14 protein-coding genes are annotated in these 17384 nt (G+C 45.9%); 10 read left to right on the forward strand and 4 right to left on the reverse strand.

The genetic code is table 11. From position 1 onward, the window contains the following. Positions 1 to 942: 942 nt before the first annotated feature. The 3 genes from MZO40_RS05145 to MZO40_RS05155 form a co-directional block, all read right to left on the reverse strand. A complete protein-coding gene (locus tag MZO40_RS05145; RefSeq protein WP_050338419.1) occupies positions 943 to 1902 on the reverse strand; it encodes a diacylglycerol kinase family protein in 960 nt (319 codons plus the stop codon). Positions 1903 to 1964: 62 nt separating this feature from the next. Continuing rightward, positions 1965 to 3641, reverse strand: a complete 1677-nt coding sequence (gene rnjA / locus MZO40_RS05150) for a ribonuclease J1 (protein WP_021337999.1) — start codon at positions 3639 to 3641, stop codon at positions 1965 to 1967. Then, entirely contained in the window at positions 3638 to 3856 is a 219-nt protein-coding gene (locus MZO40_RS05155; protein ID WP_003639048.1) for a DNA-directed RNA polymerase subunit epsilon, read from the reverse strand. Before MZO40_RS05155 ends, rnjA begins: the two co-directional genes overlap by 4 nt. Positions 3857 to 4138: 282 nt before the next feature. Here MZO40_RS05155 and MZO40_RS05160 point away from each other — a divergent pair, with 282 nt between their 5' ends. Beyond that, complete coding sequence (locus tag MZO40_RS05160; RefSeq protein WP_088771102.1) at positions 4139 to 4645, forward strand: hypothetical protein; 507 nt, start codon at positions 4139 to 4141, stop codon at positions 4643 to 4645. A 32-nt stretch (positions 4646 to 4677) separates the two neighbouring features. Here the strand turns inward: MZO40_RS05160 and def are convergent, their stop codons facing one another. Continuing rightward, positions 4678 to 5238: a peptide deformylase gene (gene def, locus MZO40_RS05165; RefSeq protein WP_003639046.1), complete on the reverse strand. Its 561-nt coding sequence runs from the start codon at positions 5236 to 5238 to the stop codon at positions 4678 to 4680. A 283-nt stretch (positions 5239 to 5521) separates the two neighbouring features. Between def and pdhA the strand changes: the two genes are divergently transcribed. From pdhA to MZO40_RS05210, 9 genes are all read left to right on the forward strand, one after another. Next, a complete protein-coding gene (pdhA, locus tag MZO40_RS05170) occupies positions 5522 to 6634 on the forward strand; it encodes a pyruvate dehydrogenase (acetyl-transferring) E1 component subunit alpha (RefSeq protein WP_050338421.1) in 1113 nt (370 codons plus the stop codon). Between the two features lies 1 nt (position 6635). Then, on the forward strand, positions 6636 to 7613 hold the full coding sequence (locus tag MZO40_RS05175; protein ID WP_003639044.1) for an alpha-ketoacid dehydrogenase subunit beta: 978 nt from the start codon (positions 6636 to 6638) through the stop codon (positions 7611 to 7613). Positions 7614 to 7670: 57 nt separating this feature from the next. Continuing rightward, on the forward strand, positions 7671 to 8990 hold the full coding sequence (locus MZO40_RS05180) for a 2-oxo acid dehydrogenase subunit E2 (RefSeq protein WP_088771104.1): 1320 nt from the start codon (positions 7671 to 7673) through the stop codon (positions 8988 to 8990). A 7-nt stretch (positions 8991 to 8997) separates the two neighbouring features. After that, a complete protein-coding gene (lpdA, locus tag MZO40_RS05185; RefSeq protein ID WP_252133142.1) occupies positions 8998 to 10410 on the forward strand; it encodes a dihydrolipoyl dehydrogenase in 1413 nt (470 codons plus the stop codon). 1218 nt (positions 10411 to 11628) lie between these two features. Continuing rightward, the gene (locus tag MZO40_RS05190; protein WP_105961415.1) at positions 11629 to 12570 is read left to right on the forward strand and encodes a lactate dehydrogenase; all 942 of its coding nucleotides are present in this window, start codon (positions 11629 to 11631) and stop codon (positions 12568 to 12570) included. Further along, positions 12554 to 12841, forward strand: a complete 288-nt coding sequence (locus MZO40_RS05195; RefSeq protein ID WP_152705686.1) for a UPF0223 family protein — start codon at positions 12554 to 12556, stop codon at positions 12839 to 12841. The genes MZO40_RS05190 and MZO40_RS05195 overlap by 17 nt, the downstream gene beginning before the upstream one ends. A gap of 9 nt (positions 12842 to 12850) precedes the next feature. Next, a complete protein-coding gene (locus tag MZO40_RS05200) occupies positions 12851 to 13624 on the forward strand; it encodes an inositol monophosphatase family protein (protein ID WP_088771105.1) in 774 nt (257 codons plus the stop codon). A gap of 189 nt (positions 13625 to 13813) precedes the next feature. After that, positions 13814 to 15652: a translational GTPase TypA gene (typA, locus tag MZO40_RS05205; protein ID WP_082230221.1), complete on the forward strand. Its 1839-nt coding sequence runs from the start codon at positions 13814 to 13816 to the stop codon at positions 15650 to 15652. A 346-nt stretch (positions 15653 to 15998) separates the two neighbouring features. Then, positions 15999 to 17309, forward strand: a complete 1311-nt coding sequence (locus MZO40_RS05210) for a Firmicu-CTERM sorting domain-containing protein (protein ID WP_252133143.1) — start codon at positions 15999 to 16001, stop codon at positions 17307 to 17309. Positions 17310 to 17384 lie beyond the last annotated feature (75 nt).

The following is a 17384-nucleotide window of genomic DNA, read 5'->3' on the forward strand; positions in this document are numbered from 1 at the left end:
GGAGCGTAGCCGTCGATTTGAACTCACGCAGAAACCCACTGCGCAATTTCAAATACGAGTCTTATTCTAAGCCGGAAGAAAGACACTTCCGACTAAGAATAATTTGGCTACTGAGCATTGTCCGGCGGGCCGGCCAGTCGGGAAGCCGCTCGAATGGCGGATGAACGGCCACCTATCTGGGTACAATTGACCACTGAATATCTAAGTGTCTGTACGATCAGGCTAGCTTGTATTCGACATCGATGATGCTTTATGGCATCTGAGTACTGCGAAAATTTCCTGAATGTTATTCACTAATTTCAATGGCAACGAATCTTTAAATTAGTCGATAAAATTATCTCTGTTTATGATTTGAGACTTTGTTATCGCAGGCAATTAGCGAAAATACTGACAATGTTCAGTATAGCTGTTGTCTCCGGCAATCGAATACGAGTATGACAGCTTTCATCAGAAACTAGACTTACAGTTTAGTGCCAAAGTACTATTTACTAAGAATCAACGACCAATTCATTGAAAATTAAGTCCGCAAATGTCTGCCTTTCGAATACCATCCCGGCTGGAAGGTATTCTGGGCAAGGCCAAGTGGTGAAATTTCACTTAGCAAGCGTTTTGTGCTTGGTTAGTGAAAGACCAGTATTTAAGACGTGGGTTGTCGGCTTAAATCTGTGTCCACCACGTTCCGGCCATTGCCCAGAATGCCTGGAAGCCGGCGTACGACGTCCCTCAAACAGCAGGTTTACGCTAACTCGCACTATTTCCAGCGGGTCTTAGCTGGCTGCTTTTGACTTTAAGGATTGGCACGTTTTAATCATAAGTCATGACAATTAAACCTGTACAACGTGGATAGATGCACAGGAATGAGTATTAAACATGGTTCAAATAAAGAACAGCCTCCAATTCAAGGTCGAATTGGGGGCTGTTCTTTAAAAAAATGTGTTGTAGCTAATGATGATCGTGAATACTCGTATCAATCCAGAACGGATAAGGGTGGGTCGAGAAATACAAATCATAGTTACGGTTGCCGATGATTTGTCCATCCATTTGGCCGATTTCGACGGAATTTACGCCTAAGTGCAAGTCGGCATTGCGGTAGTGGTGAACAAAGCGTGAATTTAAGTGGCGGCCTCCTAAGAGTAGTAGCAGGAATAGCCAAACAATTGTCCACCAGTGTGGTTCTTCAACGACGATTAATTCTAGTTGGTCGTCGTGTAGATTCGCCTGGGGAAGAATTTTGACGCCACCACCGAAATAGGGGATATTGGACACGGTGCAGAGAAAAGCGTGTCGATAATAGTCACGCTTCCGATTGACGTGCACGGTGAGCGGGAAGCCCTCCTGTTGGGAGTAGGCAGTCAACATATTGCTGAGATAGGACCAGCGTCCCAAACGGCCTTTCTGCTTACTACGGTTCGTATCGTCGACGATTTGCGCGTCGAAGCCCAGACCAACATTGTTTACAAAGTAGCGATGCTCATTTTTGAGCGTTTCATGATAGTAGCCGACATTTAATGTCCGTGGACGCATGTTATTGAGCACTTGTGCTAAGGCAATTTCAGGATCAGTGGCCATGCCCAGGCCCCGTGCAAAATCATTTCCAGAGCCACCTGGAATGTAGGCGATTGGAATCGGGTCTTGTTGTGGGACTTGCATGATACCATTCAGTGCTTCGTTGAGGGTGCCATCGCCACCGACAACTAAAATGACCGGGGTGATGTTCGGTCGACGCTGAATCGTTTTGACGTATTCCGCTGCGAGTCGGATCGTATGGCCAGCATATTCAGAAATCCGGTATTCAAAATGAATTTGGCGTTGCTCCAGAATGGGTTTGATGGTTTCCCAAACTTGTTTTCCATGGCCGGAACCAGCGAGTTCATTAATAATAATGTAGTATTCAGCAATCAAAGTTACACCTCGTATCAGTCTTACACCATAAAAAGCCGGAACAGGATCGTTCCGGCAAGTAGTTAGTTCATAATCAACATCGGTAGAATCATTGGGTGACGTTCAGTCTTATCAAATAAGAAACTTTGTAAGTCATCAATAATGGCATTCCGGATAGTCGCTTCAGTCGCTTTATCCGACTTCATCTTCCGTCTAATCGTGCGGAAAACGTGCCGCCGAGCTTCGTTGATCAAATCACCAGATTCGCGCATATAAACGAACCCGCGTGATAGAATATCTGGACCAGCTTGGATCTCTTTCTTCTTTAAGTTAATCGTTGCAACGACCACGACTAGCCCTTCTTCAGAGAGGACTTGACGGTCACGTAAAACAACGTTGCCGATATCGCCAATCCCAGACCCGTCCACATAAACGTCACCAGCGCCAAAGTGACCCGCAACCCGTGCGGAGTCTTTGGTGAAGGCGAGCACGTCACCGTTTTCGAGAATGAAACTGTGATCTAGCGGGACACCACACTGTTCGGCTAGTTCCGTGTGAATCTTCAACATCCGGTATTCACCATGAATTGGCATGAAGAATTTAGGTTTCATCAACCGCAACATTAGTTTTTGTTCTTCCTGACCACCATGACCAGAGGTGTGAATATTATTCACTTTACCATGGATAACATTGGCCCCGGCTTCTTCAAGTTCGTTGATCACGTGGTTAACGCTGAGCGTGTTACCAGGAATTGGCGAACTGGAGAAGATAACGGTGTCACCAGGTTCGATTGAAATCTGCCGGTGGGTCCCGTTAGCAATCCGTGAGAGGGCAGCCATCGGTTCACCTTGAGAGCCAGTACACAAAATCATGACTTTATTGGCTGGCAGGGAACGCAAGTCGTTGGCATCGACCATCGCGTCATCCGGAATATCAAGATAGCCCAGCTCACGACCATTGACGATGGCGGCTTCCATACTACGCCCAAAGACTGCAATCTTACGGTGATGTTCTAGGGCAACTTGGGCTGCTTCCTGAATCCGTGAGATGTTAGAAGCAAAAGTGGCGAAAATAATGCGTCCTTCGACTTGTTCAAAAATGTGCCGAATAGATTGCGCCACCCAGCGTTCAGACTTCGTCCAGATTGGCCGTTCAGCGTTGGTACTGTCTGACATTAACGCCAGAACACCGCGTTCGCCAAGATGAGCCATCTTTTGAAGGTTCGGTGGCTGGTTGGTGATTGGTGTTAAGTCGAACTTGTAGTCACCAGTTTCCACAATCGTGCCAGGTGGGGTTTGAACTGCAATCCCCAAAGTATCCGGAATTGAGTGGGTGGTTCTGAAGAACGAGACCCGCGTCTTGCGGAATTTAAGCACCGTGTCCTCATTGATTTCATGGAGCTCCGTTGTCTTTAATAACCCGTGTTCCTCTAGTTTACCCTTGATTAAGGCCAAGGCTAGGGGGCCGGCATAGATTGGCACGTTGATCTGCTTTAATAGGAAGGGAATCCCACCAATGTGATCTTCATGACCGTGCGTAATCACTAAAGCTTTTATTTTTTGCTGATTTGCAACTAGATAAGAATAATCTGGAATGACGTAATCAATTCCGAGAAGTTCGTCTTCTGGGAATTTGATACCGGCATCGATCAGAATAATCTCGTCTTGAAATTGGATACCATAAGTATTTTTCCCAATTTCTCCTAAACCGCCGACTGCAAAAACAGCGGTTTCGTTATTTTTGACGTTTAAACGTTTCATTTATTGAACTCCGTTAGGTGATACTCTGGATTTTTTTGTTCGTAATCCAAGAAGTTACCTTCTAACGGTTCGATAAATTCGATATTGTGATCCGTATTATCTTCCACTAAGGTCCGCGCCTGAACTTCGGTCTCAGCTTCGAGATACAAAGATTTGGTCGTTTCCCGTTGTGGGTTCCGTTCTTTGGTTTCTTGGTAGTAGACTTTGTAAATCATTCGTAAAACTCCTTAATATAAACAAGATTTATTCAGATGCGAAGTGATCTGAATAGATAGCAAAAATAAAAGTTTGATCCGTACACCAGGTTGTGTAAACACAACAATTATCTTACATTTTAGCATAATTTCAGATGGGTGTATACAATGTTAACTTTCTACAAAATTGAAGTGACAAAAAGAAAATTTTTTTATGAAACATGCTATGCTAAACATAAGCAAAAAGATTGAAAATTCCTAAAATTGTGAACGAATATACAAAAAAAGAATCGAGGTGTCGGGATGCAAACGTGGCTAACAATTATTGGTGGCGTGCTGATTGCAGTGATTGTTTATGAAGTCTTGCGCCGCCAAGTCTTGAAACGTGCAGCTTTGAAAATCAGACGAGGTGGTCAACGCGTCGCGGATCAGGCCATGGCAGCGGCTTTTAAGGTGCTGGCAAATACGATGACTGTGCAGGAGGTGGCTGGTGCAATCCATTCGACACCGGTCGCAGATGTCTGGGGCCGGGGCGTGATGGCATTCGAGTACGTACTGGATGCACCAGGGATGGTTGCCGCCGATTTGCCAGAAGTTCGTCGGTTGTTTAACAATCAATTACAAGTTTATGCTAAGAACAATCAAGTGGTGGCGTTTCAAAATGCTGGGCCAGCGTTACGGGTTACTGATGCCTGGCTGCGCAGTGGTCAATTGCACTTGGACATTGCGTATTTAATGAATGAAGCGACATTAGAATATTTAGAGGATCTACGCCGATTAGATCCGAGTACAGCAAAAAAGCAGTCCTGATCACACTCAGGACTGCTTTTTTAACACACTCATTAAGAAATGAGTACTAAGTCATCGTCAGCTGCAAAGGGGTTTGCTTCATTGATGTGGTCGTAGAATAAAATCCCATGCAAATGGTCGATTTCGTGCTGGCAGACGATTGCCGGATAGTTCTTCAGGCGAATTTTCTTCTGCTCACCGGCCATATTATAGTAACGAAGTGTGATCCGGTCGTGGCGAATCACGTAGCCGGAGATATCCCGGTCAACGGATAAGCAGCCTTCACCCTCAGTTAACGCCCCGGGTTGAACTGAATGGCTAATGATGACAGGGTTGATGATGACGTCCTTGAAGACTGGTTCGTCATCTTCGTTTTCACTAGGAACAAGCACTGCCGCCATTTGTTCAGAGACGTCAACTTGCGGCGCAGCTAAACCAACACCGGCACGTAGACCATATTTTTTGGCCAATTCAGGGTCTTGGCTGTTTTCTAAGTATTCCATCATGTCGCGCGCCAACTTTTGGTCAGCTTCACTTAATGGGAATTTAACGGGTTTTGCTTCCGCGCGTAACGTGTGATTACCTTCGCGGATAATGTCGCGCATTTTAATCAATTTCAATTACCTCCAAAATTAAGATCGCGCAATTTACACTTAGTATTTAGTTTAGCATACACGACAATTAAAAAGTAGCGTCACCTATGAAAAAAATGAAAACAAAAAAACTAACAAATTAAATAGTTCACAATCATCTTGCAAAAAAAAGCCGGTTCCACGCTCTTTGGAAGGGCTTGCAAAAGATGAAATGCAATGGTAAATTAGACTTGTAATTATGAAAACGATTACGAACGCGGCATATCGTGCTCGTTCGTACGTTCATGAAAGGGATGTGTCATTTATGGACAACGAAAAACCAATTGTTGATTTTGGTGCGATCCGGGATGCACTTGGGAAAGACTTTGAACCCGTGCAGGTGATGGATGGTCAAGCTAAAGTAATCAAACCAGAAATTGTCTCTAAATATTCAAACGAGCAACTTGTTGAATTCTTTAAACTAATGTTATGGGAACGGACGTTACACCAACGTTCGAATGCTTTGACACGGCAAGGCCGGTTGGGTTTCTATGCACCAACGGAAGGTCAAGAAGCCAGTGAAATGGGTAGCAATTCTGCGATGAAGAAGACTGACGTGTTAATGCCAGCCTATCGTGATATCCCACAGTTGATTCAACACGGGCTCCCCGTATACAAAGCCTTCTTATGGTCACGGGGTCACGTACTTGGCAACGAATATCCAGAAGATTTCCATGCGATGCCACCACAGATCATCATTGGTGCTCAGTATGTTCAAGCTGCTGGGGTTGCGCTTGGTATCAAGAAGAATGGTACGGAAGACAAAGTTGCCTACACTTACACCGGTGATGGTGGGACGTCGCAAGGGGACTTCTATGAAGGCATGAACTTTGCCGGCGCCTTCCAAGCACCTGCAGTGTTCATTGTTCAAAATAACGGTTACGCGATTTCAGTGCCACGTCGCAAACAAACTGCTGCCAAGACCTTGGCACAAAAAGCAGTTGCTGCGGGTATCCCGAGTGTTCAAGTTGATGGGATGGACTTCTTGGCAGTTTACGAAGTCACCAAAGCAGCACGTGAATACGCCGCTGCCGGCAATGGCCCAGTGATGATCGAAACCTTGACTTATCGTTTCGGACCACATACTAACGCGGGTGATGATCCTAAGCGTTACCGGACTAAGGATGAAGAACAACCATGGTTCGATAATGATCCATTGATTCGTTACCGCAAGTATCTGACTGATCAAGGTGTTTGGTCTGAAGATCAAGAAAACGAATACGTTGAACAAGTTAAAGAAGATATTAAAGCCGCTGTAAAACAAGCGGATGAAGCACCAAAGCAAAAAATGACCGAATTCTTGGGGAATGTCTTTGAAGAACAACCACAAAACATTCAACAACAAATTACGGAATTCCAAGCAAAGGAGTCGAAGTAACATGTCAAAGAAAACGTATATCCAAGCGATCACCGATGCACTTCGATTAGAACTCGGGTCGGACGAAAAGACCTTGGTTTTTGGTGAAGATGTTGGTAAAAACGGTGGGGTTTTCCGGGCAACCGATGGCCTCCAAGCCGAATTCGGCGAAGATCGGGTTTTCGATACTCCTTTAGCAGAATCTGGTATTGGCGGCTTATCAATTGGGCTAGCCTTAGAAGGATTCCGGCCAATTCCTGAAATTCAATTCCTTGGGTTCATTTTTGAAACCTTAGATTCAATTGCCGGCCAGATGTCACGGGAACGTTTCCGGACTGGCGGCACTCGGCACATGCCAATCACCATCCGTTCACCATATGGTGGTGGGACGCACACCCCAGAAATGCATGCGGATTCATTGGAAGGCTACCTGGCTCAAATCCCTGGATTACGGGTGGTCACACCATCTAATCCATATGATGCCAAGGGCTTATTGATTTCATCGATCCGTAACAATGACCCCGTCTTCTTCTTGGAAAACTTGAAGTTATACCGGTCAATGAAGGCGGATATTCCTGATGAAGCCTACACAGTACCGTTAGATAAAGCTAATGTTGTTCGTGAAGGAACGGACATTTCCTTAATTGCTTACAGTGCTCAAGTTAATCAATCACTCAAGGTTGCTGAAAAGCTTGAAAAAGAAGGCATTTCAGTTGAAGTGGTCGACTTACGGACTTTGTCTCCTTTAGATGAAGAAACAATTCTAAAATCCGTTCAAAAGACGGGTCGCGCTGTTGCTATTCAAGAAGCACAACGTCAAGCTGGGATCGCAGCCAACGTTGCTTCGCTGATTGCTGAAAAGGGCGCCTTATACTTGAGTGCGCCAGTCGGCCGTGTTTACGCTCCTGATACGGTTTATCCATTCGGGTTAGCTGAAGACGATTGGCTACCTGCTGAAGACGAAATTGAAGCAAAGACCCGCGAAATCTTGAACTACTAAGCAAGACGTGACATCGAAAAACAGTCACCTGAGACTGTCAGGAAAGGAAGTTATCCAATGGCTTACGAGTTTAAATTACCAGAGCTTGGTGAAGGCCTTGAAGAAGGCGAAATTGCATCATGGCTCGTAAAACCTGGTGATGAAGTCAAAGAAGACGATTCTCTAGTTGAAATTCAAAATGATAAATCAGTGGAGGAATTACCTTCTCCAGTGAGTGGTAAAGTGATCGATATTTTAGTTCCAGAAGGTGAAACTGCCAAGATTGGTGACGTTATCGTAACAATCGATGACGGTTCTGGCGATGCGGCACCCGCTGCTAAAGCGGATGAACCAGCAGCGGCTGAAGCTGCCCCTGCTGCAGACACTAGTTCGGCCCCTGCTGAATCAGCAGCACCAGCGCAACCAACTGGCACCCCGGCTGCTGGAGATCCTAACAAACGGGTCTTGGCAATGCCATCTGTTCGTCAATATGCGCGTGATAAAGATATTGATATTACCTTAGTGACCCCAACTGGTGCTCACGGTCAAATCACGAAGCAAGATATTGATAATTACACTGGCGCACCAACGGCTACTGGTGCTAAGCCAGCAGCGGCTCCTGCCGAAACTGCACCCGCAGAATCAGCAGCACCAGCACCAACGCCAGTTAAACCGTACGTTTCAGATACACCAGAATTAGAAACTCGCGAAAAGATGACCCCAATTCGGAAAGCAATTTCTAAAGCGATGGTCAACAGTAAGCATACGGCGCCACATGTTACCTTATTTGATGAAGTCGAAGTGAGTGCCTTGATGGCTCATCGGAAGAAGTACAAGCAAATTGCGTTAGATCGCGATATTCATTTGACCTTCTTGCCATACTTCGTTAAAGCCTTAGTTGCAGTGCTGCAACAATTCCCAGAATTGAATGCATCAATTGACGATGCTAATAAGGAAATCGTTTACAAGCACTACTTCAACATTGGGATTGCGACCGACACCGACCGTGGCTTGTTAGTACCAAATATCAAGCATGCTGAAGGCAAAGGACTCTTTGCAATTGCCAAGGAAATTACCGACAATACGCAAAAAGCATACGACGGTAAGTTGAAGGCCAACGAAATGAGCGGTGGTTCGATTACGATCAGTAATATTGGGTCAATTGGTGGCGGCTGGTTCACGCCAGTTATCAACCAACCAGAAGTTGCGATCCTCGGGGTCGGCCGGATTGGTAAAGAACCATACGTCAATGACGACGGTGAAATCGTGGTTGGTAAGATGCAAAAGTTGTCACTCAGTTTTGACCACCGTTTGATTGATGGGGCGACTGCACAACGGGCCATGAACTTATTGAAACAATTGCTACATGATCCAGAATTACTTTTGATGGAAGGATGAGGTCAGAATGGTTGTAGGAGATTTTGCTGAAGAACGCGATACAATGATCATCGGCGCAGGCCCTGGGGGTTACGTCGCTGCGATTCGGGCCGCGGAACTCGGCCAAAAAGTCACCGTGGTTGAAAAGGAATATATCGGTGGTGTCTGCCTTAACGTTGGCTGTATTCCATCAAAGGCTTTGATCAGCGCTGGACATCGGTTCCAAGAAGCTAAGGATAGTAAGATTTTTGGAATCAAGAACATCCAAGACCCAATCTTGGACTTCAAGGTCACTCAGGATTGGAAGGACCATCAAGTGGTGGACCGTCTAACCGGTGGGGTCGAAATGTTGCTTAAAAAGCACAAAGTAGAAGTTGTCCGTGGTGAAGCTTACATGCACGATAACCATACGTTGCGGGTCATGAATGGTGACCATACTGGACAAACGTACAAGTTTAAACATTTGATTATTGCAACGGGTTCACGCCCAGTTGAAATTCCTGGGCTTAAATTCAGTGGTCGAGTAGTCGATTCTACTGGCGGTTTGAACTTACCAGAAGTACCAAAAGAATTAGTTGTTATCGGTGGGGGTTACATTGGCTCTGAATTAGCCGGTGCCTATGCCAACCTTGGTGCCCATGTGAAGATTCTTGAAGGAACCCCACAAATCTTGCCAAACTTCGAAAAGGATATGGTTAAGCTTGTCTTGAACAGCTTTAAGAAGAAAGGGGTCGACGTCATCACTAATGCGATGGCTAAGAACTCTGAACAAGATGATAGCGGTGTAACGGTGACGTACGCTGTCGACGGTAAGGAAACTGAGATTCACGCTGATTACGTGATGGTTACCGTTGGTCGGCGGCCAAATACCGATGACATGGGCTTAGAATACACGGATGTTAAGCTCACAAAACGGGGCTTGATCGAAGTCGACGAACAAGGCCGGACTGCTGCTGAAGACATTTATGCCATTGGTGACATCGTTGCTGGTGCTGCCTTAGCACACAAGGCCTTTGCAGAAGCAAAAGTCGCTGCCGGTGCCATTAGCGGCAAGAAGACAGCCAATGACTACGTTTCGATTCCAGCGGTCTGCTTTACAGATCCTGAATTGGCAACGGTCGGAATGACGAAGGCGGATGCTGAAGCAGCTGGCTTACAAGTCAAAACGTCGAAATTCCCATTTGCTGGGAATGGTCGGGCCATCTCGTTGAACTCGATGGATGGGTTCTTCCGCTTGGTAAGTACCAAGGATGAAGGAACCATCGTCGGCGCTCAAATTGCCGGTCCTGGTGCAAGTGACTTGATTTCTGAACTGAGTGTTGCGGTCAATGGTGGTATGAACGTTGAAGACCTTGCTTTGACGATTCATCCACACCCAACCTTAGGTGAAGTTGTCCAAGAAGCCGCGGATGAAGCGATGGGTTACCCAACGCATATCTAAATAATGACTGAAAGTTTGAGGTGCAAGCCTCAAACTTTTGTTTTACATAGCATTAGTCGCGGTTGAACACTATCGTCAGAACAACCTGGCAGGTGTTGCAGACTAAATCGTGATAAAATGGGAGATCCATCAACCGGATGACCCATGCGTGAACAGTGAATAATTCGATTAAGCTCGTATTGCGTTGGCCAATTTGGTGTGAATGATGATTAAAACGTGCTATTTTCTGAGTTCAAATGCAGCCAGCTGAGACCCGCTGGAAACAGTGCGAGTTACCGTAAACTCTCTGTGGTAGATGCTTCCTACGCCGGCTTCCAGGCATTCGGGGCAATGGCCGGAACGTGGTGGACGCAGATTTAAGCCGACAACCCACGTCTTAAATACTGGTCTTTCACTAACCAAGCCAAAAACGCTTGCTAAGTGAAATTTCACCACTTGGCCTTGCCCCGAATGCCTTCCAGCCGGGACACTATTCGAAAGGCGGACATTTGCGGACTCAACTTTTTATTGAATTAGTCGTTGGTTCTTAACCCACGGTCATTTTGATAGTCAACTGTAAGGCTGGTTTTAAACAATAGCTGACCATTTTGACCCATGCTTTAGAACTTCTAACCAGCAGTTTCACTGAAATTGTCAGAATTTTCTTTGGCCGTTTGAGATGGCAAAGTCAGAAACTATAAACGAAAGCAATTTTATCGACTAAATTCAAGACTAGCGGTCGTGGATTTTGTGAATCATATTCGGTAACCTTCTCAGTATTAAAGTGCCATAAAGTATCATCGAATATCGATCAAAAGTTTGCTCGAAGGATCTGTCTCCTATCATTCAGTGGTCAATTGCACCAAAGTAGGTGGTCGTTCATCTGCCATTCGAGCCGGCCCCGGAAGTCGGACTAAGACGCGCATCGGCTGACGAACAGTAAGCCAAACAATTGGCACGTTTTAATCATTATTCATGACAAATCAAGAAGTACAATGCGTCATTAAGTGAAATGAGTCACGCGTTATTGGGAAGATTTTGCGTAATTATTAGATATCCGGGCCAAACTTTTATCAGTAAATGGTCTACACTGTGGTAGGTCGGCAGCGAGCGGGGAATGTGACCTGAACTCGGATTGGGCTAGCGTTAATGTTACAAAATGGTAAGCTTTTTGTTAACATTTACTTGAATTCGTTGACAGCTCAGGTACAATTATTAGCGAAGGTTGGAGGGATTAAAATGATCAATACAGTTATTATTCGGGGATTATTCGAGTTCGTACAACAATTGATCTTGGTTGCGATTGCTAAGGATTTACCAATTAAGTTGGTTGTCGCGACGCAAGCGGATGAAGCGCCACGTTATCAGGCGCTCATCACGGCTAGTTTGACTTGTCGTCAGTTTGCTTTAGATGCACAGCTCAAACCAGACTATTCACAAGCCGATAGTTTAATTATTGGAAATTTAGTGCCACTGGCTGCCGATGGTGATGCTAGTGGTGATTTAAAGGCGACCTTGCCATTATTCCGGTCGTTTGTTAACGATGCAATGGGTGCCGGTTTTAACGGTAAAATTGTGTTGGCAGGTAGTAATGACGCCGTATTAAGTGTACTCGCTGCCAAGTTTAGTGGCATTGACTACTCCAAAGTCATTGGTGTTGGTACCTTGCCACAGAGTCGCTTGTTGGAACAGCTTCTTCGGCAACAATTGAGTGTTGGGCCGGCTGATGTCCGGGCGTTTGTTGTTGGAACTGCAGCTGCCCACTTGATTTCTTGGAGCCGCTCGTATATCGGTCCGGCGCCAGTGATGACCTACTTGGCCAACCAAGATATTAGTTTTGGGATGGATGAGATGACGGCTGCGACTGATCAAATCGATGACGCGACGATGATTACTAATCAGACCCTGAGTGTGTTAGCATTAGTACAGATACTCAACGCGTTTTATGCGCAGACGCCCTTCATTGGGACGGTGACTAATATTCAAGCGAGTGGCGATGATGACCAGCTGGTTGGACTGTCCTCACCCGTGCTGATTAGTGCCAATGGCCTTAAACGGATGGCAGATATGGTCTTGTCTGATGAGGAGCAAAAAGAATATGCTGAGATTGCGGGACAGGTTCGTGAAGAGCTAGCCCGGGTCACGGCAGGGGAGTTGGATGAAGATGCCAAAGCACAGTGATAATTATCAATATCCGCTTGATGAAACGTGGACGACGGCTGATATCATCAAGGTGACGACTTTCTACCAGGCAATTGAAGCGGCAAATGAAAGCTCGATTGCAACGGCGGAGTTATTAGCGGCGTATGATGATTTCAAGACGGTCGTTCCGGCGAAATCTGAAGAAAAGCGACTTTCACGTGATTATGAAGCCGCTTCAGGTTATCGGATCTATCAAACGATGCAAGCCGCACGAGCAACCAATAAGCAACGATTTCAATACCGAGACTAGGTGACCAATGTGCAAACGAATGTTGTGAAACAGTTGAATGATGCCATGCAGACGGTGATGCGAACGGCACGTGAGCAGGTCTTGGCTAAGATGGGGAACAAGTTAACGGTGGCGGAAAAAACCAGCCGACGAGATTTAGTGACCAATGTTGATCATAGTAACGAAGATTTTTTGATCAGCCAAATTCGTCAACTAGATCCCACAGCTCATATTTTGGCCGAAGAGGGTACTGGCGACCGAGTCACTAGCATGGCCGGGCACGTCTGGATCGTGGATCCCATTGATGGCACGATGAATTTTGTCCATCAACGCAATCATTTTGCGATGATGGTTGGGTTCTATGTTGATGGTGAGCCAACCTTGGGCTATATTTACGATGTGATGGCCAATAAACTCTATGCTGGCGGTCCGCAGCTCGGTGTGACACTGAACGGTGAGCCGATGAAGTCGCCAGCTGATGCCGACCTAGCAGATGGCCTATTTGGTGCCAGTGCACCACTGCTCATTCAAGACCGGTTTAACATGCAAGCAGTCGTGGCTGCTTCCTTAGGGCCACGCATCATGGGTAGTGCCGGTATTCAAATCAGTCAAGTGCTGGCAGGGGAATTGATTGCCTATCTTTCATACTTGCGACCATGGGATTTTGCAGCTGGTCGCGTACTAGCGGAAACGCTGGGCTTGGTGGTCACAACTCTTGACGGCAGTCCGGTTGATATGTTATCATCGGGTGCTGTACTGATAGCGACAAAACGTGCACAACGTTCAATTTTGGCAATCGTCTAGTAAGTAGTGGGACTGTGACCCATATGTCACAGTTTTTTTATGTCAATGGATGAAAACCACTGAAAGCGCCGTTACGACCGATTCAGGTTGCAGTCATGACTTGATAGTAACGGCAGATTGTATTAATATATGTAAGATTTCTGCTATCGAGGATAGTGAGAATTTTGAAGGATGAAAGGAAGATCAATTTTGAAATTTAGAGATGATATCCGCAACATTGCCATTATTGCCCACGTTGACCACGGTAAAACGACGTTGGTTAACGAAATGCTTAAACAATCGGATACCCTTGACGAACACGTCCAGATTGATGATCGGGCGATGGACACTAATGCCATTGAAAAGGAACGCGGTATCACGATCCTTTCGAAAAACACGGCCGTACGTTACGGCGACAAGCAAATCAACATCCTGGATACCCCAGGACATGCCGACTTCGGTGGTGAAGTTGAACGTATCATGCGCATGGTTGACGGGGTGTTACTCGTCGTTGATGCGTTTGAAGGAACGATGCCCCAAACTCGGTTTGTGTTGAAGAAAGCTTTGGAACAACACTTAACACCAATCGTAGTGATTAACAAAATCGACCGTCCTGGTGCCCGTCCTGAAGAAGTGGTTGACGAAGTGCTTGACCTCTTCATCGAACTTGGCGCGGACGAATCACAATTAGACTTCCCAGTAGTTTATGTTTCAGCCTTGAACGGGACTTCTAGTTACGAATCAGATCCTGCTAAGCAGGAACACACGATGAAACCAATCTTTGATACCATCATCAAGACGATTCCATCACCAATCGATAACTCTGACGAACCATTACAATTCCAAGTGGCCCTATTGGACTACAACGATTATGTTGGTCGTGTCGGAATTGGTCGGGTCTTCCGTGGGACGATCAAAGTCGGCGACAGCGTTTCAGTTATGAAGCTCGACGGTAGTAAGAAGAACTTCCGGGTCACTAAGTTATTCGGGTTCTTCGGATTACAACGGTTGGAAATCGACGAAGCCCATGCCGGTGACTTAGTTGCAGTTTCTGGGATGGAAGACATCAACGTTGGTGAAACGGTTGCTGATTCAGCAAACCCTGAAGCTTTACCGATCTTGCGGATTGATGAACCAACTTTACAAATGACTTTCGGAACCAACTCCTCACCATTTGCTGGTAAGGAAGGGAAGTTTGTGACGGCGCGTCAACTTGAAATGCGGTTAAAGGCCGAACTTGAAACTGATGTTTCGTTACGGGTCGACGACACTGACGAACCCGGTTCATGGGTCGTTTCAGGTCGTGGTGAATTGCATTTGTCAATCTTAATTGAAACGTTACGGCGTGAAGGTTATGAATTACAAGCTTCCCGTCCAGAAGTTATCTATCGCGAAATCGATGGCAAACGTTGCGAACCATTTGAATCTGTTCAAATCGATACGCCAGACGAATACACTGGTTCAATTATCGATACCTTATCGAAGCGTAAAGCTGAAATGAAGAACATGGAAAGTACTGGTAACAACCAGACTCGGTTGACCTTCTTAGCACCTTCACGGGGCTTGATCGGTTACTCCACTGAATTCCTTTCATTGACGCGTGGATATGGGATCATGAACCATACCTTCTCTGAATACTTGCCAGTTATTCCTAACTGGAACCCAGGTCGTCGGAATGGTGCCTTAGTTTCAATCAACCAAGGTAAGACGACGACGTATGCAACGATGGGGATTGAAGACCGGGGAACGATTTTTGTTGACCCAGGTACTGAAGTTTATGAAGGGATGATCGTTGGTCAAAATAGCCGTGAAAATGATATTTCGGTTAACATTACCAAGGGTAAGAACATGACCAACGTGCGTTCTTCTAACAAGGACTTGACGGCGACAATCAAGACGCCAACTCATTTAACGTTGGAAGAATCACTTGAATTCTTGAACAGCGACGAATTCTGCGAAATCACGCCAGAACACGTTCGTTTACGGAAACGTATCTTGAACACGAACTCACGTGAAAAAGAAGCCAAGAAGCGGAAAATGAATAAGTAATTTTCAGCTAACTAACACGCTCTCCAAACCGGGGAGCGTGTTTTTTTCGGCTCAACATGTCATGTGGGTTCAGCTGTAAGCGGGACTACTCGGACTAGCGTGGGTGATTTAGGCGCCTTGTCAAGTGCAGTTAGAGAATTCGGATGGGGCTATCAATTGGTCTAGGTGTTTTTTGGGTGACCGTCAACAAGCCGCTGTCCCTTGATTATGTTCGTTTACATGGAAATAAATGATTGATTATTTGTTATTGAGAGTATAATATTGGTTTATAGAATGAAACCTGTTTGTAGGTCATCATTACTAGGATTGATGATGAACCTAATCAGTGCTTTGGAGGTGTGACCGGATGAAAAAGATTAATAAATTGATAATTCTCGGCATGTTGGCACTTGGTGTGACTGGGGGTGCCGTTGTCAATCAGTCGGTGAACGCCAAAGCGAGTACCAGCGTGACCATCGATGGAAAGATGAGTGATTGGGATAGTGCCAATTTGACAGAAGGCTATAACGGTTATACCGCGTTGGCCAGTCAGGGTAAGTACGTCGATGTGTACGTCAAGATGAAGAATGGTCAAGTCCCGGGTTATGGGGACTATAATTTCAAAATCGATGGTAAGACTTACTACGTTTGGTCAAGTAATATCCCAAGTTCAGTTAGTTCGGGAAGTGTCAAATCATTCACGCTGACTGGGGGCAAGTGGAACGATGGTACCCAGTATGGGACGGTCGGTACTGGTTATGTCACGAATGATGGTCACCATAATTATGCCGAGTTTCAAGTTGATTTGACCAAGTTAGGGCTAACGTCGACGGCCAGCGGCAAGGAAATTACCATGGCGAACCCGAATATTGGTTCTGACAGTGCCACAACGACTGCGGGGACCATCACTGATTCGACGAGTACGTCATCAGCTAGTTCATCGAGTGCTGCCTCAAGTTCAAGTACGGCAAGCGGTTCTACTTCGAGTAGCACCGCAACGAGCAGCACGAGCACCACTAGCAGTTCGGCAGCGGTCAGTTCCAACGGTGTCGTCAGTGATAAGTCGGAGTCAGCGTCCAAGGCGTCGTCCACGACTAACAATGATGCCAATAATGATAACGATAATTTGAACATCACGATCGATGGCAAGTTTAATGATTGGAAAAATGTCAGTTTGACAGAAGGCTATAATGGCTATACCGCCATGGTCAGCGATGGTAAATACGTGTACGTGTACGTTAAAATGAAATACGGACAGGTACCAGGGTATGGCGATTATAATTTTGATATTAGTGGTCAAAATTACTACGTTTGGTCTGGTGATATGCCAAGTTCGCAATCTGATGGGGCGGTCAAGGCCGTTTCCTTCACAGGTGGCAAATGGAACGAAGGTAGCCAGTACGGCACCGTTGGCAATGGCTACGTGGCTCAAGACGGCTCGCATTCCATTGCTGAATTCAAAGTTGATTTGAGTAAGTTTAACTTATCGACAATGACTGGCCAAACGATTACGATGTATAATCCGAATATTGGTGATAAGAAAGTAACGGTGGCTGGTGGTTCAACTGGCCCTTACTTGATTTCTGGTGTTGGCGTCGTCATCGTCGCCTGGGGCTATTTCAAGCTCCGTAAACGGCATCAGCTCAAGCCAACTGATACGCCGAAGATTCAAAAATAAGGCGTTCATAACAAATGAGTTTACTGACACGAGTGAAACTGCCGACCATTAGCGTTGTATCGTGGTCGAGAAGTG

Origin of the sequence: Lactiplantibacillus sp. B652 (assembly GCF_023806745.1) — a bacterium.
Lineage (GTDB): Bacteria > Bacillota > Bacilli > Lactobacillales > Lactobacillaceae > Lactiplantibacillus > Lactiplantibacillus pentosus.

What these genes read in the sequence shown, in the direction of transcription:
- rnjA (WP_021337999.1), bottom strand. Translation starts at nt 3,641, where the DNA reads ATGAAACGTTTAAACGTCAAAAATAACGAAACCGCTGTTTTTGCAGTC.
- MZO40_RS05155 (WP_003639048.1), bottom strand. Translation starts at nt 3,856, where the DNA reads ATGATTTACAAAGTCTACTACCAAGAAACCAAAGAACGGAACCCACAA.
- MZO40_RS05160 (WP_088771102.1), top strand. Translation starts at nt 4,139, where the DNA reads ATGCAAACGTGGCTAACAATTATTGGTGGCGTGCTGATTGCAGTGATT.
- pdhA (WP_050338421.1), top strand. Translation starts at nt 5,522, where the DNA reads ATGGACAACGAAAAACCAATTGTTGATTTTGGTGCGATCCGGGATGCA.
- MZO40_RS05175 (WP_003639044.1), top strand. Translation starts at nt 6,636, where the DNA reads ATGTCAAAGAAAACGTATATCCAAGCGATCACCGATGCACTTCGATTA.
- MZO40_RS05180 (WP_088771104.1), top strand. Translation starts at nt 7,671, where the DNA reads ATGGCTTACGAGTTTAAATTACCAGAGCTTGGTGAAGGCCTTGAAGAA.
- lpdA (WP_252133142.1), top strand. Translation starts at nt 8,998, where the DNA reads ATGGTTGTAGGAGATTTTGCTGAAGAACGCGATACAATGATCATCGGC.
- MZO40_RS05190 (WP_105961415.1), top strand. Translation starts at nt 11,629, where the DNA reads ATGATCAATACAGTTATTATTCGGGGATTATTCGAGTTCGTACAACAA.
- MZO40_RS05195 (WP_152705686.1), top strand. Translation starts at nt 12,554, where the DNA reads ATGCCAAAGCACAGTGATAATTATCAATATCCGCTTGATGAAACGTGG.
- MZO40_RS05210 (WP_252133143.1), top strand. Translation starts at nt 15,999, where the DNA reads ATGAAAAAGATTAATAAATTGATAATTCTCGGCATGTTGGCACTTGGT.